We start from the raw sequence: 21,470 nt of genomic DNA on the forward strand, positions 1-21,470 counted from the left end.
AGAAGAGATGGTGCGGGTTTTCCTGGTGGACGATCACGAGGTGGTCCGGCGCGGGGTCGCCGACCTGCTGGACGAGGACGACCGGATCACCGTCGTCGGCCAGGCGGGCAACGTTTCGCAGGCGCTGGCCCGGATTCCGGCGCTGCAGCCGGAAGTGGCGGTGCTGGACGTGCGGCTGCCCGACGGCAACGGCATCGAGCTGGCTCGCGAACTGCGGTCCCGGCTGCCTGAGCTGAAATGCCTGATGCTCACCTCTTACACCGACGAGCAGGCGATGCTGGACGCCGTCATGGCCGGGGCGAGCGGCTATGTGATCAAGGACATCAAGGGCCTCGATCTGGTTTCGGCGGTGCTCGACGTGGGGGCGGGGAAGTCGTTGCTGGACGCGCATGCGGCGGCGGCGTTGATGGCGAAGTTGCGCGACAGCGCGGAAAAGCAGCGTGGTCCGTTGTCGCAGTTGTCCGAACAGGAACGCACGTTGCTGGGGTTGATCGGGGAGGGGCTGACGAACCGGCAGATCTCCGAGCGGATGTTCCTGGCGGAGAAAACGGTGAAGAACTATGTGTCGAGGTTGCTGACGAAGCTGGGCATGGAACGGCGCACGCAGGCCGCGGTGCTCGCGACAGAGCTGCGGAGCAAGGGACGGTAGCGCGGTCAGGCGCTGAGCGGCGGCGGATCGAACAAGACGTCCTCCAGGGCCCGGCGCGGCGTCCAGGCGACCGGTGTGCCGTATCCGAGGCGGAGCACGATCTGGGGCCAGAGTCCGCCGCCGAGCAGGTCCCGGAGCCGGGTGCGGACGGCGGGCACTTCGACCGGCTGGGAGATGAACGAGGCGTCGATCCCCTCGGCGGTGGCGGTGAGCAGGACCCGCTGCATGGCTTGTCCGGCGCGGAGCCGGTCGATCGGCTGGTCAGCGAAGGTGCCGATCACGACGACCGTCGGGGTCGCGCCCGGTGCGCCGGTGTTGCCGCCGTAATCGCGCAGGACCCACGCGTCGTCCGCGGCGGCTTCTCCGCCGGCGGCGAAGGGCACGCCGTCCCGGTTGGCCCGGCCGCGTCCGGTCCAGCGCTGCCATTCGGCGAGGAACGCCGGATCGTTCAGCTGGATACGGTGGCTTTCGCGGACCAATTCCTTGAGCCCTGCGAGCTGGTCCTCGTCGAGCTGCGGCATCCAGGCGTGCTCGACCTCTGCCGCGTGCCGGAGGGTGCCCAGCGCCTCCGCGGGAACCGGTTTCGCGGTGAACGGCGTGCGGTTGGTGTGCCGGCGCGGGATGGCCTTGGCCAGAACTGCCAGCCTCCGGTCGACGGCCGCGGCGGCTTGCGGCCGCACGACGGCCAGCAGGTCGGGATCGCTGCGGCGGGGCAGCAGCGTGGTGGCCGGGTGGACGCCGGTCGCGTGGATCGCGGTGCGCAGGTTGAACAAGGCCGCGCCGCAGGAAAGCAGCAGTTCGCGCCGGTCCGGGTCGGCGACGGGCAGCGTGCGGTCGGCGTCGGCGTGCAGTTCGATGCCGGTCGGCCCGACGCTGAACAGCCACGGCTGGGTGTTGTGCGTGGATGGCGCCAAAGTCGCGGAGCGCAGCGCCGACGTCACTTGATCGGCGCTGAGCTGGCCTGCGGGGGCCACGTTGAGGCTCATTGTTCTCCCACACCGCGAAAAGCGGCACACTGTGTCGTACCAAGTCGTGTCGTACCAAGTCGTTCCCTCCAGCATGCGTCCGCTGTACGGGGGCGCACAGGGGAAAAGGTCATCTGTCCGGGGCGCACTGAGTATCGAAAGCGAGTCTGATGCCGGAAGCCGGAGAGGGCGGCCTGAGGTTGTCCGGAACCTTGTCGCAGCTGCGGCTGCGGGAGACGCTGCGGGATCTCCAGGAGCGGATCGAGCTCTTGATCGGGACCCGGGACAAGATGGACGGCCTGCTCGAGGCGGTGCTGGCGGTGGCGTCGGGGCTCGAATTGGACGCGACGCTGCGGCGGATCGTGCAGGCCGCGGCGGAATTGGGGGAGGCCCGTTACGGCGCGCTGGGCGTGCTGGGGGAAGACGGGACTTTGGCCGAGTTCGTGTACCAGGGGATCGACGCCGAGACGCGGGAGCGGATCGGGCATCTGCCGGAGGGCCACGGCCTGTTGGGGCTGGTGATCGACGACGCTAAACCGTTGCGGCTGAAGGAGATTTCGGCGCATCCGGCGTCGGTCGGCTTCCCGGCGAACCATCCGCCGATGCACTCGTTCCTCGGCGTCCCGGTGCGGGTGCGCGACGAGGTGTTCGGCAATCTCTACCTCACCGAGAAGAAGGACGGGGCGGAGTTCACCGACGACGACGAGGTGGTCGTGCAGGCCCTGGCCGCGGCGGCCGGGATCGCGATCGAGAACGCGCATCTCTACGAGCAGACCCGGCTGCGGCAGCGCTGGCTCGGTGCGACGAGCGAGGTGACTACGGAACTTCTCGGCGGCACGGATCCGGTGGACGCGCTGGAGCTGATCGCGGGCCGGGCGCTGGAGCTGACGGGTTCGGATGTCACGATGCTGGCGTTGCCGGGCACGGGCGGGCTCGATGTTGATGAGGAATGGGTCAGTGCTCCGGGTGAGATGACGGTCACGGTGTGTGCGGGCGGCGATGCCCGTGACCTGATGGGGCTTCGGATGTCCGTCGCGGAGACGGTGCCGGGCGCTGTTTACCGGGACCGGACGCCGCGCCGGATGGCCGAGCTCGAGCTGTTCGCCGGCCGCGGCCGAGGTCCGGCGCTGGTGGTGCCGTTGCGCGCGGCCGATCACACCTCCGGGGTGCTGATCGCGTTGCGGGATGCGGGGTCGGCGTGGTTCGAGATGGCGCAGTTGCCGGTGCTGGCGTCGTTCGCGGATCAGGCGGCGTTGGCGTTGCAGTTGGCGGCGCAGCAGCGGGCGGCGCGGGAGCGGGATGTGCTGTCGGATCGGGATCGGATCGCGCGGGATCTGCACGACCATGTGATTCAGCGGTTGTTCGCGGTGGGGTTGTCGATGCAGAGCACGCAGCGGCGGACGAAGACGCCGGAGCTGCAGCGGAGGTTGCAGGAGAGCATCGATCAGATGCACGAGATCGTGCGGGAGATCCGGACCGCGATTTTCGATCTGCACGGCGGTGCGGCGGGCGGGGTGCGGTTGCGGCACCGGTTGCACGACGCGATCGCGGAGCTGACCGACGACGCGCCGCTGCATCCGACGGTGAGCATGGCCGGCCCGCTCGACGCGATGCCCGCCCAGCTGGCCGAGCACGTGGAAGCGGTCGTGCGCGAGGCGGTCAGCAACGCGGTACGGCACGCGCGAGCGGACACGCTGACCGTCTCGGTGTCGGCCCGGGACGACGTAGTGCGCGTGACGGTCACGGACGATGGGAAGGGACTGCCGGACGGGGTTACGCCGAGCGGGCTGGGGAATCTGCGGGAGCGGGCGGAGTCGATGGGCGGGCAGTTCACGCTCGAATCGCACCCCGGCGACGGCGTCCGGCTGGACTGGTCGGCACCGCTGCGCTGAGCCGGCGCCGGAGAAATCTTCCCCGGCGCCGGCGTTTTCACCCCGTCGCGGCAGGAGTCAACCGCCGCGCCGCTTCCGGCGTGATCACCACGACCGGGCACCGCGAATACCGGACGCATTCCCGGGAAACGCTGCCCAGCAGCAACTCCCGCGCCAGGCCGGTCCCGTGCGCGCCGACCACCAGCAGATCCGCGTCCGCGGACGCGGTCACCAGTTCCGTCGCCGGGTCGCCGTGCGGGGTGGCGACCGAAACTTCCGGGGCGTCCGGGAATTCCCGCCGGATGGCCGCGATGCGCTGGTACGGCAGGGGCTGGCCCGCCGGGTGACGTCCGTGCGGCTGGAAAGCCAGCGACGCGCCGGGAAGCAAGGCTTCCGAGGGGCGCACCACGATGGCGTGCACGCGGTCGCCGGGCTGTGCGGCGACCTGCAGGGTCCAGCGCAGGGTGGCGTCGCCCTGCGGCGAACCGTCGACGCCGACGACGATGAGACGGCCGGGAGTGTTCATCTTCCTGCCCCTTTCTCTGGGCTGAAGCCGATCGTGCGGCAGGGAACGCGCGCCGGGACAGGGCCGGAGGTCATCGCTGCGCAGGGGGACGTCTGCGGTCCCCGCGATGACTTTCGGCCCCAGCACCGCGTGCCGGAGCGCGCTCAGCATGGACGGGCCGGGGCGACGGATCCCGGCTCCGGGAGTGACCATGAAGACCTCGGCGACCGCAGACCTCGCCCCCTCCGAAACGGCCGCGCTCGTCCGGGCGGTCAGCCGGGCCCCGTCGGTGCACAACAGCCAGCCCTGGCAGTTGCGTGTCCGCGGCGCCGACGTCGACCTCGTCGAGCGCGCCGACGTCGCGTTGCCGTGGCACGATCCCGAGGGCCGCGACCGGCTGCTCTCGTGCGGAGCCGCGCTCGCGAACCTGCAGTTGGCCGCGCAGGCACTCCGTCGCGAAATCAGCACCTCGTTCCCCTCGGGCTCGGACGTGGTCGCGACAGTCCACACCAGACCCGGCGAAGCCCCGACTCTCGCGAACCTGGCGCGCTATCACGCGATCGACCGCCGCCGGAGCTATCGCCGCGAGTTCGCGCCGGAGCCGGTGTGCGACGAAGACCTGGCAGAACTTCTTGACGCGGTCGAAGAGCCGACGGTGCGCGCCTTGGTGCCGCCGCACGTCGAGGCGCTCGCGGAGATGCTCGGCTTCGCGACGCGGGTATTCCGCTCCGATGGCGCCTACCAGCGGGAACTGGACATCTGGACCGCACACACCTTCGGCCGTCGCGCGCTGGGCGCGGTCGACGGAGTTCCGGAGGCAGCCCTCGGCGACGAGCCGCTGCCCGCCGCGGGCCTTGTCCGCCGGACGACCCCGGTTCCCGACGATGTCCGGCTGGCCGAACGGCTCGCGGCGTAGACGCTCGTGGTGCTCTGCACTGACGACGACACGAGGCGCGCGCACCTCGCCGCCGGGGCCGCACTCCAGCAGATCTGGCTGGAGGCGACCGCGCACGGCTTGGCCGGGTCTGTCCTCACCCAGCCATTGCATCTGACCGGCTTCCGGGAGCACGTCGCGGATCGCCTCGGCCTTCCCGGGCTGCCGCAGGCGATCTTCCGCTGCGGGCACCCGGTTTCGGCGGCTCCTCCGTCGCCTCGGCTGCCGCTGGCCGACCTGCTCCGCACTGACGTTCCGGGAGGCCTGGAATGAACTCCGTCATCGAAATCTCGGGACTGCGCAAGGCTTTCGGCCGCACCCGCGCGCTGTCCGGACTGGATTTGCGCGTCGAAGCCGGGGAGGTGCACGGTTTTCTCGGCCCGAACGGGGCGGGGAAGACGACCGCCTTGCGGCTGCTGCTCGGGCTGTTGCGCGCCGACGCGGGCCGGATGCGCCTGTTCGGCGGCGATCCGTGGCGGGACGCGGTCGCCCTGCACCGGAGGTTGGCCTACGTCCCGGGAGAGGTCGCGCTGTGGCCGAACCTCACCGGCGGCGAGACGATCGATTTCCTCGGCCGGTTGCGCGGCGGCACGGATCCGGTGCGCCGGGCGCGCTATCTGGAGCTGTTCGAGCTGGACCCGGCGGTCCGGGTGCGCGCGTATTCGAAGGGCAACCGGCAGAAGATCGCCGTGATCGCGGCTCTCGCCGCCGATGCCGAACTGCTGCTGCTGGACGAGCCGACGACGGGCCTGGACCCGCTGATGGCCGAGCAGTTCCGGCAGTGCGTGCGCGAGGAGCGTTCGCGTGGCCGGACCGTCCTGTTGTCCAGCCATGTCCTCGCCGAGGCCGAGGCGCTGTGCGACCGGGTGAGCATCCTGCGCGCCGGAAAGGTCGTCGACACCGGAAGCCTCGACCAATTGCGCCACCTGACCCGGACCTCGCTGACCGTGCGGATGTCCGGGCCCGCGGACGGGCTCGCGCGGCTCGCCGGGGTGCACGATGTGGCTGCCGACGACGGCCTGGTGCGGCTGAGCGTGGACAACTCCGCGCTGAGCGATGTGCTGGCGGAACTGGGCAGGCGCGAGGTGCGGAGCATCGAGAGCCGCCCGCCGACGTTGGAGGAGCTGTTCCTGCGGCACTACCGCGAACCGGAAACGGTGTCCGCGTGAACTCCGTGGCGGGAGCCGGCGCGTTGATCCGGCTCGCCCTTCGCCGGGACCGGGTGCGGCTCCCGGTCTGGATTCTGGTGTCCGCATCGATGACGGCCGCCGCCGCGGCAGCGACCGCGGGCGTCTATCCGACCGACGAGGCACGCCGCGCGGCAGTGGCGAGCATCAACGCCGTGCCCGCGCTGGTCGCGCTGTACGGCCCGGTCGCCGAGCCGACCGCGGGTGCGGCCGCCGTCTTCAAGCTGACTGCCTTCGGCGCTGCGCTGGTCGCACTGCTGACGGCACTCACGGTTGTCCGGCACACCCGTGCTGAGGAGGAGTCCGGTCGCTGGGAGTTGTTGCGCGGCGCGGCGACTGGACGGCACGCGGGACTCGCGGCGGCGGGCGCGCTGTTGGCGGTGACGGCACTCGGCCTCGGCGCGGGCGCCGCCGCAGGACTCGTCGCGGCGGGGCTTCCGCTCGGCGGCTCGCTGGCCTTCGGGCTCGGCTGGGCCGGTGCGGGTCTGGTCTTCGGTGCGCTGGCCGCGCTCGCGGCGCAGGTCGCGCGGAGCGGACGGACCGCGTCGGAAATCGCCGTGCTCGCGCTCGTCGCGGCCTACCTGCTGCGCGCGGTGGGCGACGCGACCGGTCCGCGGTGGCTGTCGTGGCTTTCCCCGATCGGCTGGGTCAGCCTGCTTCGGCCGTTCGCGGGCGATCGGTGGTGGGTGCTGGCGCTTCCGCTCGGGGCGTCCCTGCTGCTGGGGGCCGCGGCGTTCGCCGTCGCCCGGCATCGGGACCTCGGTGCCGGCCTGCTCGCCGTCCGCCCCAGCGCGACTCGGGCCAGCCGCCTGCTGTCCGGTCCGGCCGGGCTCGCCTGGCGGCTCGACCGCAGCGCCGTGGCGTCCTGGACGCTCGCGTTCGCGGTGCTGGGGCTGGTGGTCGGCAATCTTTCCGGTTCCCTCGGCACTTTCTTCTCCACCGCACAGGCCCGGCAGCTGATCACCGCGCTCGGCGGGGAACAGGCGCTGGCCGACGCGTTCCTCGCGGCCGAGTTCGGAGTGTCCGGCGTGCTCGTGTCGGCGCTCGCGATCGTCCTCATCGGACGGTTGCGGTCCGAGGAGTCGAGCGGCCGGGCGGCCGCGGTGCTCGCCGCGCCGGTCGCACGGGCGCGGCTGGCCGGTGGCGCGGTGTCGGTCGCCGTCGCGGCCACGGCGGCGCCTTTGCTCGCCGCGGGGCTGACCGCGGGCCTCGTGCACGGCGACGTGTCGCTCCTGGTCGGCGCAGCCGTTGTCCAGCTGCCCGGAGTATGGGTGATCACCGGAGTCGCGCTCGCTGTGTTCGGGGCGTTCCCGCGGGCGGGTTGGCCGGCCTGGGCGGCGCTGGCCGCGTTCCTGATGCTGGGGGAGTTCGGCCCGTTGTTCCACGCGCCTGGCTGGGCGCTGGGGATTTCGCCGTTCGCGCACCTTCCGCATGTCCCGGGCGGAGTCGTCGACCTCGGGCCGCTGCTCTGGCTCACCGCTGTCGCGGCACTGCTCGGCGGAGTCGGATTCGCTGCCTTCGGCCGCCGTGACCTGACCGCCTGAGGCGAGCGGGAGAGGCCGTTGGTCCCTCGAATTCGGGACAGGTTCCGCTACCTCGCAGCGCCGCCGGAAGCGACGCTCGTTTCACTGCCCCACTCACCCGGAGACCGCGATGAACTTATCCCTGCCACTTGTCGTCGACCAAGCGCTCGCGGCCGCCGTGCGCGCTCCGTCCCCGCAGAACACGCAACCGTGGCGGTTCGTCGTCGACGGGCCCCGGATCGAGGTGTGGCTGGATCGCGACCGCGTCCTCCCCGTCGCCGACCCGGCCGGGCGCGAGGCACGGCTCGCCTGCGGCGCGGCGGTGTGCAATCTGATGCTCACCTTGCGGGTCAACGGCGTGCGCACCCAGGTGCGGATCGTCCCGGACGCGACCGAGGCCGACCTGCTGGCGGTCGTCTCGATCGAGGGGAACGTCCGTCCGTCCACTGTGGACCGAAGGCTCGCCGAAGCGGTCTTCCGGCGGCACACCAACCGGCGTCCGCTGTCCGACCGGGTGGTGCCGGTGTCGGCGCGGGCGCTGCTGCGCTCGGCCGCGCTGGGCGAGGGTGGCCAGCTCGAGTTCCTGGACGCTTCGGGCCGGTACACGCAGGTGTCCGCGCTCGTCCGCCGCGCGGAAACGGAACAAGCCACGGACGCGGAATTCCGTGCGGAGACCGAGAAGTGGACGGGCCGCGAAGCGGATTCCCCGGACGGCGTGCCCACCGCTGCGTTCGGCCCGCCCGCCGACGTGCCGGGCGTGGTGTCGATGCGCTCGTCGCACGAGAACCAGTCGATCCCGCCGCGGCAGTTCGAACAGGACCCGGTACTGGCCGCGGTGCTGACCCGCGACCAGGGCACGGCGGCCGAGGTTCGCGGCGGGATGATCATGGAACGCGTCCTGCTGACCGCGACCGCCGAGGGCCTGGCGACGTCGTTCCTGTCCCAGCCGTTCGAAGCGCGGTCCACGCGGACGCAGCTGCTGGCGGCCTTCCGCGGGCTCGGACAGGTGCACACGCTGCTGCGGATCGGGTACGGGCTGCCCACCCGGATGACGGCGCGGCGACCGGCGACGGAGGTGACGACGGTGCGGAGCGCGCCGGTGGTCCCGGCGTTGTGACCGAGGTCCGTGAAGGGCCCCTTGAGGGAATCAGATTCCCTCAAGGGGCCTTTCACGGACGTTCGCAGCGTGGGGTGCCCCGGCGGCGGGAAGCACCCGGAGCACGTCCTGGAACGTGACCATGCCGACGAGGACGCCGTCGTCCAGCACCGGCAGCGAACGGATCCCGGCCTCGGTCATGCGGCGGGCCAGTTCGCCGCATTCCAGGTCGGCCGCCGCGCCCAGGGCCGGGGTGCGCATGACCGCCCCGGCTGTGCGGCGGCCGCCGATCATCGCGCCGGCGTCCGGGTCCGCGTCGCCGGGAATGCCTGCGCGGACTATGTCTTCCTCGGTCAGCAGGCCCAGCAGCCGCCCGTGGCTGTCGACGACCGGCAGGGCGGTGAATCCGTGCCGGGCCATCAGCCTGCCCGCCTCGGGCAGGGGCATCGAGGAAGTCACCGCGATCACCGGCGTGGTCATGATGTCGCGCGCGTGCATGGGAGTCTCCGTTCGTCGCGCCCCTGCGTCGACGATCACCCCGAAACCCCAGTGCGCCAAGGGTATTTGGTCCCTGCCGCAGTGCTCTCCCGCTCGGGTCCGGCGGCCCGCGCGTCCGGGCGGAATTCCTCTTCGGACGGGGCGGAATCCCGGCGATTCTGGGGGCAGAACCTGCGAAGCCTCCCGGAAGGTGCTCGAAATGAAGGCGTCGGCTGACCGCGTCGTGCGGTGGTGGCACATGCTCGTCCCGGGGCGCGGTTCAGTGGCCCGGCCCTCGGACCGGTTCCAGTCCGTTCTCCTCTTCGCGGCAGTTCTCGTCGCGCTGGCCGCGGTCCCGTTCTCGGCGGCCGCGGGCTCCGAGCTTTACGCGACCCAGAAACCTGTTTCGGCCGAACAGGTCGCGCAGCGCAGCGTGACGACCGCGGTGCTGCTGGCCGACGGTCCGGCGACGACAGCGAGCGGGCGCAGCGGCGTCGTCGCGAACTCGGCGCCGACGGACGCGGTCTGGCGGGTGCCCGACGGCTCGCGCCGGGTCGGCAAGGTGGCCGCCGACGAGGGTGCGCGGCGCGGCGACCAGATCACGATCTGGGTGGACCGGGCCGGAAACCCGGTGCCGCCGCCGATGACCGCCGCTGCGGTGCTGGTCGACGCGGTGTGCGCGACACTGGGGCTGTTGGCATCGGTGTGCATGCTGCTGGCTCTGGTGTGCGGCGGAACGGTGTTCGCGCTGAATCGGCACCGGCTGGCGCAATGGCAGCGCGAATGGGATGCCGAGCAGGAGAAGCGCACCCATTCTTGAGGGTGTAGACACTCGTGTCCGCGACGGGCTTCGTGCACGGAATCGGCCGGGAGGCGCCTGCTTCGCAGAATTCCTGGCGACGCACAAGGATTTCTAGGAAGCCGCCAGCGAACGCGACGGCCACGACACTCATCACGACCGGGCCCTGCGCGACTCAGGGCCGCTGACGAGGGGCGGCGGCTTCGAGCGGCTGGAGTACGTCGTGGACCGCGCGGCGCGGAGTCGCGGACAGCGGGTCCGCGTTGGCCGGAGCCCAACCGAGGCGCAGGATCATCTGCGGGAAGGCGCCGGAAGCGACCTTCTGCTCGACGGTGCGGCGGACGTCGGGCAATTCGAGCGGTTCGGTCAGCGGGCGAGGCCGAAGCGGGTCGCGGTGAGCAGCGCCGCGCTCGTCGCTTCCCCGGCGCGCAGCCGGGACATGCGGTCGTCGGACGCGGTGCACAGCACCAGCAGCACCGTTTCGTCGTCCTCGTTGGCCGCACCCTCGGCTTCGGGCAGTTCCGGGTCCGAGAACTGGCGGCCGGGCAGGGCGCCGGGAGCCTCGTCCGGCACCGGGGCATTGCGAGACGGGACACCGTCCGAGGAGGCGTGTCGCCCGCTCCACGCGGCGAGTTCGGTCCGGTAGGCGGGATCGTGCACGTGCCGGAGCGACGCTTGCTCGATCGCCGCGGCCAGGCAGTAGCGCTCGGCGTCTTCGGCGACGCGCAGCACGACGCCTTCGTCCGCGACGGCTTCGGCCATGCTCTCCAGATGTCCGCTTGGTACGGGCCACGAGCTGTGCCGTCGGCGATCGGTGCGGCGGCGGGGGATCGCGGCAGCGAGCGCGACCTCGTCGAGAGTGGGTTCGTGGCGGTGAAGTTCCAGGGAGGCCAGGTGATCCGGCTCCTCCGGGTTGGGCAGCCGGTGCACTTCGGCGCGCCAGCCGAGCGCCGCGAAGGCGATGCGCGCGTGGTGCAGCGCGGCGCCGCAGCTGATCATCAGGTCCCGCCCGTCCGGATCGGTCTGGACGAGCTGCCGCGACGGATCGGCGTACAGGTGCAGGGACCGGTGCCCGACCGCGAACCGCCACGGCTGGGAGTTGTGCACCGACGGCGCACGGACGGCCATCCCGACCGCGGTGGCGACGGTGCAGTCATCGGGGAGCCCGCGTTCCATGGCGACCTGCCTTGTCGTCTCGTCCGGTGATGCGTCGACAGTGGCAGCCGCGACGGAAACCAGGCAGGGCCGGAATTCCCCGGGCGTGGGGACTTTCGCCGGACGTCCGCGATGGTCCGCGGCAAGCCGGTCGGGCGGCGTGAACGTCGAAGCGGCGGCGTCGATCGTCCTCGGCGCGCAGACCTGGTGGACGGCCGTGGACCCGGGATTCAGCTGACGAGGGCCCAGGCGAGCACCAGCCCGCCGGAGTTCGTCGCCAGGTGCACCAGCATCGGGGCGAGCAGCCCTCGGCCGGTGTAGCGCCACCAGCAGAGGAACACGCCCGCTCCGGCCGCGGCGACCATCGCCAGCACGGAGATCATCGCGAGCGGAAGACCGCCGATCGTCTGGTGCACGGCCGCGTTCTGGGTGAGGGCGAGCGAGGGCAGCAGATGCCACAGCCCGAACAGCGCGGACGCGCCGAGCACTGGCCACCAGCGCCAGCGCTCGCCCGCGCCCAGCAGAGCCGGGAGCACGCCGCGGAACGCGATCTCCTCGATCAGCACGGTGCCGAGCGGGATCCGCACCAGAGCGAGCCACATCAGCTGCCCGAATCCCGGCGAGCCGATCCGGCCGTCGTGGAACAGCACGCGCAGCGCCGGGATCGCGGCGGCGAGACCGAACCCGAACGCCACGACCGCGAAGCCGATGAGCCCGAACCGCAGCATCCGGCGCGTGTGCTGCCTGCTGAATCCGATCTCGGCCCAGCGGACGCCGACGAAGCGGGCGAGGAGCAGGAGCACGGCGGCGGTGACCGCGCCGCAGACGGGGTAGGCCCAGCCGGGCAGCACCCGGTTGGCCAGCACAGTGGCCGTCGCCAGCAGCAGGACTGCGGGAAGCACTGCAAGGGCACGACGCCGGAAAGCAGTGACTTCCGACAGTTTCGGGACAACAGCGGTAACAGACATCGTCATTCCAGTGTGCCTGCCGAAAGGGACAATGGCGATGCCGACCAAGGAACGCGAACCGTACCTGGACTTCCTGCGTGCGGTCAGCCTGGTCGTCGTCGTGTTGTGGCACTGGGCGTTCACGATCCTGCACTGGACGCCGACCGGGCCGCAGCCCACGAACCCGCTCGCGTACTTCCGGGGCCTGTGGGTGCTCACCTGGTTCCTGCAGGTGCTGCCGGTGTTCTTCTACGTCGGAGGGTCGGTGCACCTGGCGTCCTGGCAGCGCGCTCGCGCCCGAGGACAGTCTCGGCGGTCGTATGTCTGGCACCACGTCAAGGAACTGGTGGCCCCGGCGGGCGTGCTGATCCTGTTCTGGGCCGCGCTCGGCGTCGTGCTGACCGAGATGCTCGGCGTGCGGTGGTTCGGCGGCGCGGTGATGCTGGTCCTCAGCCCGCTGTGGTTCCTCGCGGTCTACGTCGGCCTGCTGCTCCTCCTGCCGGTCATGGCGTGGCTGCACGAGCGGTTCGACGTGCTGGTGCTGGTCTGGCTCGGCGGCGTCGCCCTGCTGGTCGACGTCCTCCGCCTGCGCTTCGGCTGGACGGGGATGAGCTGGGTCAACGTGGCCGCGGTCTGGGGCCTGGCTTATCAGGCGGGCTTCTTCCACCACCGGATCGCCGAAGCGGGCCGGCGCCTGGCCGCGGTGCTGATGTGGGCAGGACTGTTCGCGCTCGGCGGACTGGTGCTGTCGGGCTTGTACCCCGGTTCGATGGTGGGAGTCCCGGGGGAGCGGATGTCGAACATGTCGCCGCCGACGTTCGTCATCGTCGCGCTGCTGGCCTTCCAGATCGGGCTGTGCGAGGTGTTGCGTCCGGCTGTCGAGCGTGCTCTGGCCAAACCTCGCTGGCAACGGGGGACCGCGGTTTTCGCCAGATACGCGCTGCCGTTGTTTCTCTTCCACGCCACCGGAATGGCTTTGGCCCGGGCGGTCGTGTATTTCGGTTTCGACCGGCAGGTGGTCGACGACCGCGCGCCGGATTGGATCTGGTGGGCCGAACGTCCGCTGGCGGTTTTGGGCCCGTTGTTGTTTACTGTGCCGCTCATCGTCTTTTTCGGGCGGCGAAACGAATTGCGCCGGGTGGCACGGGGATAGCCCGGGCCCGCGGGCGGGACCGGGCTTGCCGCTCGCGCGACCTGGTTTCGATCCCGTTCAGGTGGATGGTTGAGTGTCACGCTGCATGAAGTAGGCGATCGCGGCGATCACGACCACGCCCGCCACCGCGGCGGAAATCCACACGATCGCCATGCCGATGCCCGACAGCGAACTCGCCGTGGCGCACGTGGCCCGGTAGTTGGAAAGGAGCGCTTTCTCGATGATGTGGGCGGGGGTGCCGCACGCCTGTACCTGGCTGGCGTTCTTCGCGTGCATCACCAGTCCGGCGATGATTCCCACGACGGCGGCGACCAGGATGACCGGCGCGAATTTGAGGTATCGCTGAATCATGTGCAGTTGCCCCTGCTTCTGTGCGATGTTCATCCGATGGGAACATTGATTACCACCACACAGTCGACGCGAAGAGGAATCGCGTTACGGTCGCTCCTGAAAACCGGAAAGTGACGAGAACGAGGGATTATCCGGCTGCCAATTTCCGGTTGCGCCCGGCGGAATCGGCCCACGGCGAGTCAGGCGGCAACATTAAACTCGCGGCCGCGCCGGTGCAATGAAGGCTTTACTTGTGCCGGGCCGAGGCGTTCAGCTGCGCCGCGCGGTGACGCCCCGGCGGAGATCGCCCGGCAGGGGCCGGACGCGCTGGAGATCGCGGCGCCTGCTCGACCGCAGCTGCCAGGGGACGCTGGTCACCATCACGCCGGGTTCGAACAGCAGCCGTCCTTTGAGCCGCAGCGAGCTCTGGTTGTGCAGGATGTTCTCCCACCAGCGGCCGACGACGTATTCCGGGATGTAGACGCACACGACGTCCCGGGGGCTGGAACGGGCGAAGTTCTTGACGTAGGCGACGACCGGGCGGGTGATCTCGCGGTAGGGCGATTCCACGACCTTCAGCGGGATCTTGATGCCGTGGCGTTCCCATTGCCGTTGCAGCTCGCGGGTTTCGGTGTCGTCGACGTTCACGGTGATCGCGGTGAGCGTGTCGGGCCGGGTGGCGCGGGCGAAGGCGATCGCGCGCTGGCTCGGTTTGTGCAAAGTGGACACGAGCACGATGGCGTGGACCCGGCTGGGCAGCAGTTCGCTTTCCTCGTCGGGCAGCAGTTCCTCGCGGACGTGGGTGTAGTGCCGGTGGATTGCCCGCATCATCAGGTACAGCGCGGGAATGGCGATGACGACGAGATACGCGCCGTGGGTGAACTTGGTGATCAGCACGACCGCGAGGACGATCGCGGTGAGGGTCGCGCCGATGGCGTTGATGGCGCGGGAGCGCAGGATCGCGTGCCGGGATCCCTTGCCCGCGGCCAGTTCGCGGTTCCAGTGCCGCACCATTCCGGCCTGGCACAGCGTGAACGAGGTGAACACGCCGAGGATGTAGAGCTGGATGAGCCGGGTGGTCGAGCCGTCGAAGGCGTAGATCAGGACGGCGGCGATGAGGGCGAGCGCGATGATGCCGTTGGAGAACGCCAGCCGGTCGCCGCGCGTGTGCAGCTGGCGGGGCAGGTAGCGGTCCTTGGCGAGGATCGAGGCCAGCAGCGGGAAACCGTTGAACGCGGTGTTCGCGGCCAGGATCAGGATCAGCGCCGTCGTGGCCTGGAGGAAATAGAACAGGACGGCGTGGTCGCCGCCGAAGACCGCGGCGCCGATCTGGCTGATCACCGTGCGCTGCGGGTCGGTCGCGCACTGGCCGGCGAACCCGGCGAGATCGCAGGCGTTCTCGGCGATGTGCACCTTCGCGATCAGGGCGAGCGCGGTGATGCCGCCGAACATGACGACCGCGATCACGCCCATCGCGGTCATCGTGCGGGCCGCGTTGACGGCTTTCGGCTTGCGGAACGCGGGCACGCCGTTGGAGATGGCTTCGACGCCGGTGAGCGCGGTGCAGCCGGAGGAGAACGACCGCAGCAGCAGGAAAATCAGGGCGAAGCCGGTCAATCCGACCTGTTCGGGACGGATCGTGTAGCCGGCGCTTTCGGCGACCGGCGGGTGCCCGGCGATCGCGCGGGAGAAGCCGACGACGATCATCAGCAGCACCGCGGCCACGAACAGATAGGTCGGCGCGGCGAAGGCGCGCCCGGATTCGCGCAGGCCGCGCAGGTTCATCGCGGTCAGGATCACGATGAAGCCGATGTCGAGGGCGATCCGGTGGTCGTTGAGGTCGGGCACGGCGGAGATGATGTTGTCGACGCCGGAGGCGACCGACACCGCCACGGTCATGATGTAGTCGACCATCAGCGCGCCCGCGACGACGAGCCCGGCGTGGCTGCCGAGGTTGCGGGAGGCGACCTCGTAGGAGCCGCCCCCGCTGGGATAGGCCTTCACCACCTGCCGGTAGGAAACGACCACCACGCTGAGCAGGACCGCGACCGCGAGCCCGACCCACGGCGCCAGCACCAGATAGGTCAGCCCGCCGATCGAGAGGATCAGCAGGATCTCCTGGGTGGCATAGGCGACCGAGGACAGCGGGTCGCTGGCGAAGATGGGCAGCGCGAGCCACTTGGGCAGCAGCGTTTCGCCGAGGGTGTCGCTCCGGAACGGCCGCCCGAGCACCAGCCGTTTGAGCCATGACATAGGTGCTGGCACGTACCGCAGCGTCCCCCGGGGGCCTGGTCCGCAGCGTATGGATCTCGTCAAGATCCCGGCGCGACCGTAGAGATTCCGTTAACGCACGTCAGAAATACGTCAAGGAACGGCCGGCGGAACCGGCGGGCGCCTAACCTCCCGCGCCATGGTTGACGGCCGGGTCGTGCGGATCCTTCGCTGCCCTGGGGCGGCGGAGGTGATCGACGCGCTCCTCGCCGGCCCGGCGAGCGTTTCCCGGCTGCGCCGCACCGTGCCGCGGCGGGTGCTGGAGTCGTCGATTCGCGAACTGGCCGCGGAGGGCGCGGTCGCCCGGTCCGACCCGGGCAGCTGGGACCTCGGCCTCCGCCCGGACACGGAGCTGCTGCTCACCGGGACCGGGCTGGCGGTCGCGGCCGTTCTGTCCGATTGGGACGTCTGGGTTTCGGTGTACGAGGCCTACCTGCGCGACCAGTAGGCCCGCGCGTCCTTCGCCGTTCCGGTTTGCCCGGGGCTGTTCTTTGCGGCATCTTTACGCGTGGAGTGCCGGGAAGTCTGGTCGGCCCGCCCGTGCCCGGCCGGGCGACGGGCGGTCGAGCCGACCCCGGGGAGTCCGATGGCGCTGGTGCTGGCGTTCGGCGCGGTGTTGCTGGTCAGTGTGTCGCTCTCCGGCGTGGCCGCGCGGACGGTGCTGTCCACCGCGCTGCTGTTCCTGCTCGCCGGCGCGTTGCTGGGCGACGGCGGGTTCGGGCTGATCCGCATCGCGCCGCGGGATCCGCTGGTCACGTCGCTCGCGGACATCGCGCTGTTCACGGTGCTGTTCACCGACGGCCAGCGGGCGAACGTGCCCGCGCTGCGGGAGAACTGGCGGTTGTCCGGGCGGGCGCTCGGGCTCGGGATGCCGTTGACCATGGTGGGCATCGCGGTGCCCGCGCATTTCCTGGTCGGGCTGGACTGGCCGACGTCGCTGCTGCTGGGCGCGATCTTGTCGCCGACCGACCCGGTGTTCGCCGCGGCGACCGTGGGCCGCGACGACGTGCCGTTGCGGTTGCGGCGGCTGCTGAACGTGGAGTCCGGGCTGAACGACGGGCTCGCGCTGCCGTTCGTGCTGATCTTCCTCGCGACCGCGACGCACACCTCGTCGGATCTGGGCACCGTCGCCTTCGAGCTGGTGCTGGGATTGGTGCTGGGTATCGCGATTCCGGCGCTGGTCGCGCTGGCCTGGCGGTTGCGGGTGCTGACCGCGGAGCCGCGGTTGCAGGCGCTCGGTCCGCTCGCGGTCGCGGTGCTGCTCTACGCGGCGTGCCATCTGACGGACGCGAATCCGTATCTGGCGGCGTTCGCGGCAGGTTCCACGCTGGCCACTGTGGACAGGACGGCGGCGGAGCATTTCGAGCCGCTGGGGGATCTGCTCTCGGAGATCACGAAGTTCGCCGCCCTGCTGGTGTTCGGCGCGCTGATCACGCCGGATCGGCTGTCGCATCTGAGCGCCGGCGCGTGGGTGCTCGCCGTGCTGGCCATCGTCCTGGTGCGTCCCACGGCGCTCGCGCTCTCGCTGCTGCGGACTCCGATGTCGGGGCGGGAACGGGCGACGGCGGCGTGGTTCGGGCCGAAGGGGTTCGCGTCGGTGGTGTACGGGCTGCCAGCCCTGCAGTCCGGGATCGCCGACAGCGAGCTCGTGTTCGATTTGGTCGCGGTGACGATCGCGCTGTCGATCGTGCTGCATTCCTCCACCGACGTGCCGATCGCGAAGCTGCTGCGCGTCCAGCCGCCGGACAACCTGCCCACCGGCCGTCCGCCGTCCGCCGAGCGCGGACGCCGGTCGCAAAGAGAAAGGAAAGAATTCATGAGTTCCGGCAGCACCGTCCGGTCCGCCGTAGCCTGGGGGCATGCGCGCAGCGGACCTGGCCGAGGAGTTCCCGGTCGTCGACCTCGATTCGGATGCGCTGGCGGCCGCGCGCCTGCTGGCGGAGCACCGGCTGCCGGGGCTGGTGGTGACGGAAGCGTCCGGGTGCCCGCATACGGTGCTGCCCGCCTCCGACGTCGTGCAGTTCCTGGTGCCGCCTTACGTGCGCGACGATCCGTCGCTGGCCGGGGTGCTCAGCGAGTCGATGGCGGACCGCGTCGCGGACAAGCTCGGCGGGCGGACGGTGCGCGAGCTGCTGCCCGACGAACCGCGCGAACTGCCGAAGGTGGACGGGGACGACACGATGGTGGAGGTCGCCGCGACGATGGCCCGGCTGCGCTGCCCCCTGGTGGCGGTCATGCGGGACCGGACGCTGCTCGGCGTGATTTCCGCGTCGCGGCTGCTGGAGCACGTGCTGACGCCTCGCTGACCCGTGCCGGACTGACCCGGGCGGTCCGCCGGTGAGCACGATCATCGCGGTCGCAGTGTTCGTGGTGGCCTACGTCTTCATCGCCACCGAGAAGATCCCGAAGATGACCGCCGCGCTGGCCGGGGCCGGCGTGGTGCTCGCGACCGGGGTCAGCGGATCGGCCGACGCGTTCTTCTCCGAGGACACCGGCGTCGACTGGAACGTGCTGTTCCTGTTGCTCGGCATGATGATCATCGTCGGGATCCTGCGCCGGACCGGGGTGTTCGAGTTCGTCGCGATCTGGGCGGCCAAGCGCGCGAAAGGGTCGCCGCTGCGGATCATGCTGCTGCTGGTGCTGATCACCGCGGTCGCCTCGGCGTTCCTGGACAACGTGACCACGGTGCTGCTGATCGCCCCGGTGACGCTGCTGGTGTGTGACCGGCTCGAGATCAGCCCGGTTCCGTTCCTGATCGCCGAGGTGCTGGCGTCCAACATCGGCGGCACCGCGACCCTGATCGGCGACCCGCCGAACATCATCATCGGCAGCCGCGCGGGACTGGCGTTCAACGACTTCCTGCTCAATCTCGCGCCGATCGTCGCGCTCGAGATGGTCGTGCTGTGTCTGGTGCTGCCGTGGCTGTTCCGCGGCTCGTTCACGGTCGACCCGCAGCGGGTCGCCGACGTCATGGCGCTCAACGAACGCGAAGCGATCCGGCAGCCGAAGCTGCTGATCAAATCCGGCGCCGTGCTGCTGCTGGTGTTCGCCGGGTTCGTGCTGCATTCGGTGGTGCACCTGGACCCGTCGGTGGTCGCGCTGCTCGGCGCGGGCCTCCTGGTGCTGCTCTCGGGCACGCCGCCCAAGCAGTACCTGGACGGGGTCGAATGGGAAACCCTGCTGTTCTTCGCCGGGTTGTTCATCATGATCGGGGCGCTGGTCAAGACCGGCGTGATCGACTGGCTCGCGAAGCTGGCCGCCGACGCCACCGGCGGGAACGCGCTGCTGGCGGTCTTCCTGATCCTCGGGGTGTCCGCGCTCCTGTCCGGCGTGATCGACAACATCCCTTACGTGGCAACGATGAGCCCGCTCGTGCTCGCGCTCACCCACGACATCCCGGACCCCGCGCATTCCGAGGCGCTGTGGTGGTCGCTGGCGCTCGGCGCGGACTTCGGCGGCAACATGACCGCGGTCGGGGCCAGCGCGAACGTCGTGGTGCTGGGTCTCGCCGCCCGGGCGGGCGCGCCGATTTCGTTCTGGGAATTCACCAAGAAGGGCGCGGTCGTCACGCTGATCACCGTGCTGGTCGCCGCGCCGTACCTGTGGCTGCGCTACTTCGTGTTCTGACGTAACGCGGTTTCCGGTCAAAACGGACGGAAACCCTTGCGGTGCGGCGGGTATCGCCGGGTGTGAGCGATCCCGCAACCATGTCCGTGCGCAATTGTTGCATACTGCACCAATGTCGTCGGGTGAGAGTGCGGGGAAACGCGGGCTGGTCGTGCCGGCGCGGCCGCCGGTGGGCCAGTGGGTGCGGGAGAGCCGGACCGGGCTGGTCGGGCTGGCGGTGCTGATCGGCGCGGGCGCGGGGCTGGGCGCGGTGGTGTTCCGGTGGCTGATCACCACGTTCACGCACGTGTTTTCCGGGCACGCGGACTACTCGGCGGCCGGACGGGCGGCGCATGCGTGGTTTCCGGAGCTGGGTCCGTGGTTCCTGCTGCTGGCTCCGGTGCTGGCGGGCCTGATTTACGGGCCGCTCGTGCACCGGTTCGCCCCGGAGGCGCGCGGGCATGGAGTGCCGGAGGTGATGTACGCCGTCGCCGAGCGGGGCGGGCGGATCCCGGTGCAGGTGAGCGTCGTGAAGGCGCTGGCGTCGGCGTTGACGATCGGCTCCGGCGGTTCGGTCGGCCGGGAAGGGCCGATCGTGCAGATCGGGTCCGCGCTGGGGTCGGCGCTGGGCCGGGCGGCTCGGCTGCCGGAATCGCGGCTGCGGGTGCTGGTGGCGTGCGGCGCGGCGGGCGGGATCGCGGCGACCTTCAACGCGCCGCTGGCGGGTCCGTTCTTCGCGATGGAGCTGATCCTGCGCGATTTCGCGGCGGAGTCGTTCGGGGCGGTGGTGCTCGCGAGCGTGACGGCGAGCGTCGTCGGGCGGGCGGTGCTGGGGAACTCGCCGTTCCTGGATCTGCCGCCCTTCACGTTGCGGAATCCGGTGGAGTATCTGCTGTTCGTGGCGCTGGGGCTGGTCGTCGGCGCTTGCGGGGTGCTGTTCACCCGGGTGTTGTATTGGATCGAGGATCTGTGCGACCGGCTGTGGCAGGGTCCGGAGTGGCTGCGTCCGGCCGTCGGCGGGGTGTTCCTGGGCGGGCTGCTGCTGGCGCTGCCGCAGATGTACGGGGTGGGCTACCCGGTGCTGCAGAACGCGGTCGAGGGCAAGTACGTCTTCGGGTTCCTGGTGGTGCTGATGCTGGGGAAGATCGTGGCGACCAGCCTGACGATCGGGATCGGCGGCTCGGGCGGGGTGTTCGCGCCTTCGCTGTTCATCGGCGCGATGGCGGGCACGGCGTTCGGGATCGGGGTGCATGCGTGGCTGCCGTCGGTGACCGCGTCGCCGGGGGTGTACGGGCTCATCGGGATGGGTGCGGCGTTCGCGGGCGCGGCGCGCGCTCCGATCACGGCGGTGATCGTGCTGTTCGAGCTGACCGGGCAGTACACGGTGATCCTCCCGATGCTGACCGCGATCGTGATCGCCACCGCCGTGAGCCGGACGCTGAGCCGGGACACGATCTACACGCTCAAGCTCCGCCGCCGAGGCATCGATCTGGACAAACATCCGTCCGCGCGGCGGCTGGCGGGCACGAAGGTCTCCGCGGTCACCGAACCGCTGCCGGAGCCGTTGCGCGAGGACCTGCCGCTGGAGCTGGCCGCACACGCGCTGGCGTTGTCCGGCCACGGAATCCTGCCGGTGATCGACGAGGACGGCCGGTACCAGGGCTGCGCCACCGCCCGCGCGGTCGCCGAGGCGGTGGCCGAGGACCACGAGGGCAGGGTCGGCGATCTCGCGGAGCTGCCCCCGCTCGTGACGAGCGATTCGACGCTGGCCGACGCGCTCGACGCGCTGGCTCAGGCTCCGGGCACCGGTCTTCCGGTGCTGACCGGAACCGATGAGCTGACCGGGTGGATCACGCACCAGTCGGTGCTGTCCGCGCTGGAACCCGCCGCGCACGGCCGTTGAGTGCGACAGGCCGGAAGAGCGAGCCTCGACGGGTGCGCATCGGCCAGAGGAACTGAGCGCATGGCGCGTGATCGGCCGAAAGTGGCCGGTTCGTGGCCT

20 protein-coding genes and 2 pseudogenes are annotated in these 21,470 nt (G+C 70.7%); 15 read left to right on the forward strand and 7 right to left on the reverse strand.

Annotation, left to right across the window (positions count from 1 at the left end; all coding sequences use genetic code 11):
- Positions 1 to 7 precede the first annotated feature (7 nt).
- Positions 8 to 649, forward strand: coding sequence for a response regulator transcription factor (locus ACZ7OI_RS40845; protein ID WP_470269484.1), 642 nt, complete (start codon positions 8 to 10; stop codon positions 647 to 649).
- Positions 650 to 654: 5 nt separating this feature from the next.
- Here the strand turns inward: ACZ7OI_RS40845 and ACZ7OI_RS40850 are convergent, their stop codons facing one another.
- Positions 655 to 1,635, reverse strand: a complete 981-nt coding sequence (locus ACZ7OI_RS40850; RefSeq protein ID WP_470269485.1) for an Acg family FMN-binding oxidoreductase — start codon at positions 1,633 to 1,635, stop codon at positions 655 to 657.
- A gap of 149 nt (positions 1,636 to 1,784) precedes the next feature.
- Here ACZ7OI_RS40850 and ACZ7OI_RS40855 point away from each other — a divergent pair, with 149 nt between their 5' ends.
- Positions 1,785 to 3,506 (forward strand): GAF domain-containing sensor histidine kinase, encoded by a 1,722-nt coding sequence (locus ACZ7OI_RS40855; protein ID WP_470269486.1) that lies wholly within the window; start codon positions 1,785 to 1,787, stop codon positions 3,504 to 3,506.
- 37 nt (positions 3,507 to 3,543) lie between these two features.
- Here ACZ7OI_RS40855 and ACZ7OI_RS40860 read toward each other — a convergent pair whose 3' ends face one another.
- The gene (locus ACZ7OI_RS40860; RefSeq protein ID WP_470269487.1) at positions 3,544 to 4,011 is read right to left on the reverse strand and encodes a universal stress protein; all 468 of its coding nucleotides are present in this window, start codon (positions 4,009 to 4,011) and stop codon (positions 3,544 to 3,546) included.
- 106 nt (positions 4,012 to 4,117) lie between these two features.
- Here ACZ7OI_RS40860 and ACZ7OI_RS40865 point away from each other — a divergent pair, with 106 nt between their 5' ends.
- The 5 genes from ACZ7OI_RS40865 to ACZ7OI_RS40885 all read left to right on the forward strand — a co-directional run bounded on the left by ACZ7OI_RS40865 (position 4,118) and on the right by ACZ7OI_RS40885 (position 8,751).
- Positions 4,118 to 4,906, forward strand: a complete 789-nt coding sequence (locus ACZ7OI_RS40865) for an Acg family FMN-binding oxidoreductase (RefSeq protein ID WP_470269488.1) — start codon at positions 4,118 to 4,120, stop codon at positions 4,904 to 4,906.
- A 9-nt stretch (positions 4,907 to 4,915) separates the two neighbouring features.
- Positions 4,916 to 5,197 carry a nitroreductase family protein gene (locus ACZ7OI_RS40870; RefSeq protein ID WP_470269489.1) on the forward strand — a complete coding sequence of 94 codons (282 nt, stop codon included), beginning with the start codon at positions 4,916 to 4,918 and terminating at the stop codon, positions 5,195 to 5,197.
- On the forward strand, positions 5,194 to 6,093 hold the full coding sequence (locus tag ACZ7OI_RS40875; protein ID WP_470269490.1) for an ABC transporter ATP-binding protein: 900 nt from the start codon (positions 5,194 to 5,196) through the stop codon (positions 6,091 to 6,093). The genes ACZ7OI_RS40870 and ACZ7OI_RS40875 overlap by 4 nt, the downstream gene beginning before the upstream one ends.
- On the forward strand, positions 6,090 to 7,655 hold the full coding sequence (locus tag ACZ7OI_RS40880) for an ABC transporter permease (protein ID WP_470269491.1): 1,566 nt from the start codon (positions 6,090 to 6,092) through the stop codon (positions 7,653 to 7,655). Before ACZ7OI_RS40875 ends, ACZ7OI_RS40880 begins: the two co-directional genes overlap by 4 nt.
- A gap of 109 nt (positions 7,656 to 7,764) precedes the next feature.
- Positions 7,765 to 8,751 (forward strand): Acg family FMN-binding oxidoreductase, encoded by a 987-nt coding sequence (locus tag ACZ7OI_RS40885; RefSeq protein WP_470269492.1) that lies wholly within the window; start codon positions 7,765 to 7,767, stop codon positions 8,749 to 8,751.
- Positions 8,752 to 8,781: 30 nt separating this feature from the next.
- Here ACZ7OI_RS40885 and ACZ7OI_RS40890 read toward each other — a convergent pair whose 3' ends face one another.
- On the reverse strand, positions 8,782 to 9,228 hold the full coding sequence (locus ACZ7OI_RS40890; RefSeq protein ID WP_470269493.1) for a CBS domain-containing protein: 447 nt from the start codon (positions 9,226 to 9,228) through the stop codon (positions 8,782 to 8,784).
- Positions 9,229 to 9,427: 199 nt separating this feature from the next.
- On the opposite strand from ACZ7OI_RS40890, the gene ACZ7OI_RS40895 reads away from it, so the two are divergent.
- Positions 9,428 to 10,027 (forward strand): Rv1733c family protein, encoded by a 600-nt coding sequence (locus ACZ7OI_RS40895; RefSeq protein WP_470269494.1) that lies wholly within the window; start codon positions 9,428 to 9,430, stop codon positions 10,025 to 10,027.
- Positions 10,028 to 10,181: 154 nt separating this feature from the next.
- Here the strand turns inward: ACZ7OI_RS40895 and ACZ7OI_RS40900 are convergent.
- Positions 10,182 to 11,182: pseudogene (locus tag ACZ7OI_RS40900) on the reverse strand (Acg family FMN-binding oxidoreductase).
- Here ACZ7OI_RS40900 and ACZ7OI_RS40905 point away from each other — a divergent pair.
- Complete coding sequence (locus tag ACZ7OI_RS40905; protein ID WP_470269495.1) at positions 11,181 to 11,399, forward strand: hypothetical protein; 219 nt, start codon at positions 11,181 to 11,183, stop codon at positions 11,397 to 11,399. The pseudogene ACZ7OI_RS40900 and the gene ACZ7OI_RS40905 sit on opposite strands and share 2 nt — an antisense overlap.
- Here ACZ7OI_RS40905 and ACZ7OI_RS40910 read toward each other — a convergent pair.
- Positions 11,392 to 12,129, reverse strand: a complete 738-nt coding sequence (locus tag ACZ7OI_RS40910; protein WP_470269578.1) for a CPBP family intramembrane glutamic endopeptidase — start codon at positions 12,127 to 12,129, stop codon at positions 11,392 to 11,394. The genes ACZ7OI_RS40905 and ACZ7OI_RS40910 overlap by 8 nt on opposite strands.
- 37 nt (positions 12,130 to 12,166) lie before the next feature.
- On the opposite strand from ACZ7OI_RS40910, the gene ACZ7OI_RS40915 reads away from it, so the two are divergent.
- Positions 12,167 to 13,261, forward strand: a complete 1,095-nt coding sequence (locus ACZ7OI_RS40915) for an acyltransferase family protein (protein WP_470269496.1) — start codon at positions 12,167 to 12,169, stop codon at positions 13,259 to 13,261.
- 57 nt (positions 13,262 to 13,318) lie between these two features.
- Here the strand turns inward: ACZ7OI_RS40915 and ACZ7OI_RS40920 are convergent, their stop codons facing one another.
- Positions 13,319 to 13,645, reverse strand: a complete 327-nt coding sequence (locus ACZ7OI_RS40920) for a hypothetical protein (protein ID WP_470269497.1) — start codon at positions 13,643 to 13,645, stop codon at positions 13,319 to 13,321.
- A 216-nt stretch (positions 13,646 to 13,861) separates the two neighbouring features.
- Complete coding sequence (locus tag ACZ7OI_RS40925) at positions 13,862 to 15,844, reverse strand: APC family permease (RefSeq protein WP_470269579.1); 1,983 nt, start codon at positions 15,842 to 15,844, stop codon at positions 13,862 to 13,864.
- Positions 15,845 to 16,001: 157 nt separating this feature from the next.
- On the opposite strand from ACZ7OI_RS40925, the gene ACZ7OI_RS40930 reads away from it, so the two are divergent.
- The 5 genes and pseudogenes from ACZ7OI_RS40930 (at position 16,002) to ACZ7OI_RS40950 (ending at position 21,371) form a co-directional block, all read left to right on the forward strand.
- Positions 16,002 to 16,310 (forward strand): hypothetical protein, encoded by a 309-nt coding sequence (locus tag ACZ7OI_RS40930; RefSeq protein ID WP_470269498.1) that lies wholly within the window; start codon positions 16,002 to 16,004, stop codon positions 16,308 to 16,310.
- Between the two features lie 138 nt (positions 16,311 to 16,448).
- A pseudogene (locus ACZ7OI_RS40935) lies at positions 16,449 to 17,570 on the forward strand (cation:proton antiporter); the annotation flags it as partial.
- Between the two features lie 151 nt (positions 17,571 to 17,721).
- On the forward strand, positions 17,722 to 18,168 hold the full coding sequence (locus ACZ7OI_RS40940; protein ID WP_470269580.1) for a CBS domain-containing protein: 447 nt from the start codon (positions 17,722 to 17,724) through the stop codon (positions 18,166 to 18,168).
- A gap of 31 nt (positions 18,169 to 18,199) precedes the next feature.
- The gene (locus tag ACZ7OI_RS40945) at positions 18,200 to 19,489 is read left to right on the forward strand and encodes an ArsB/NhaD family transporter (protein WP_470269499.1); all 1,290 of its coding nucleotides are present in this window, start codon (positions 18,200 to 18,202) and stop codon (positions 19,487 to 19,489) included.
- 112 nt (positions 19,490 to 19,601) lie between these two features.
- Positions 19,602 to 21,371, forward strand: a complete 1,770-nt coding sequence (locus ACZ7OI_RS40950; protein ID WP_470269500.1) for a chloride channel protein — start codon at positions 19,602 to 19,604, stop codon at positions 21,369 to 21,371.
- Positions 21,372 to 21,470: the final 99 nt, after the last annotated feature.

This window comes from Amycolatopsis sp. NPDC114503 (assembly GCF_055633655.1).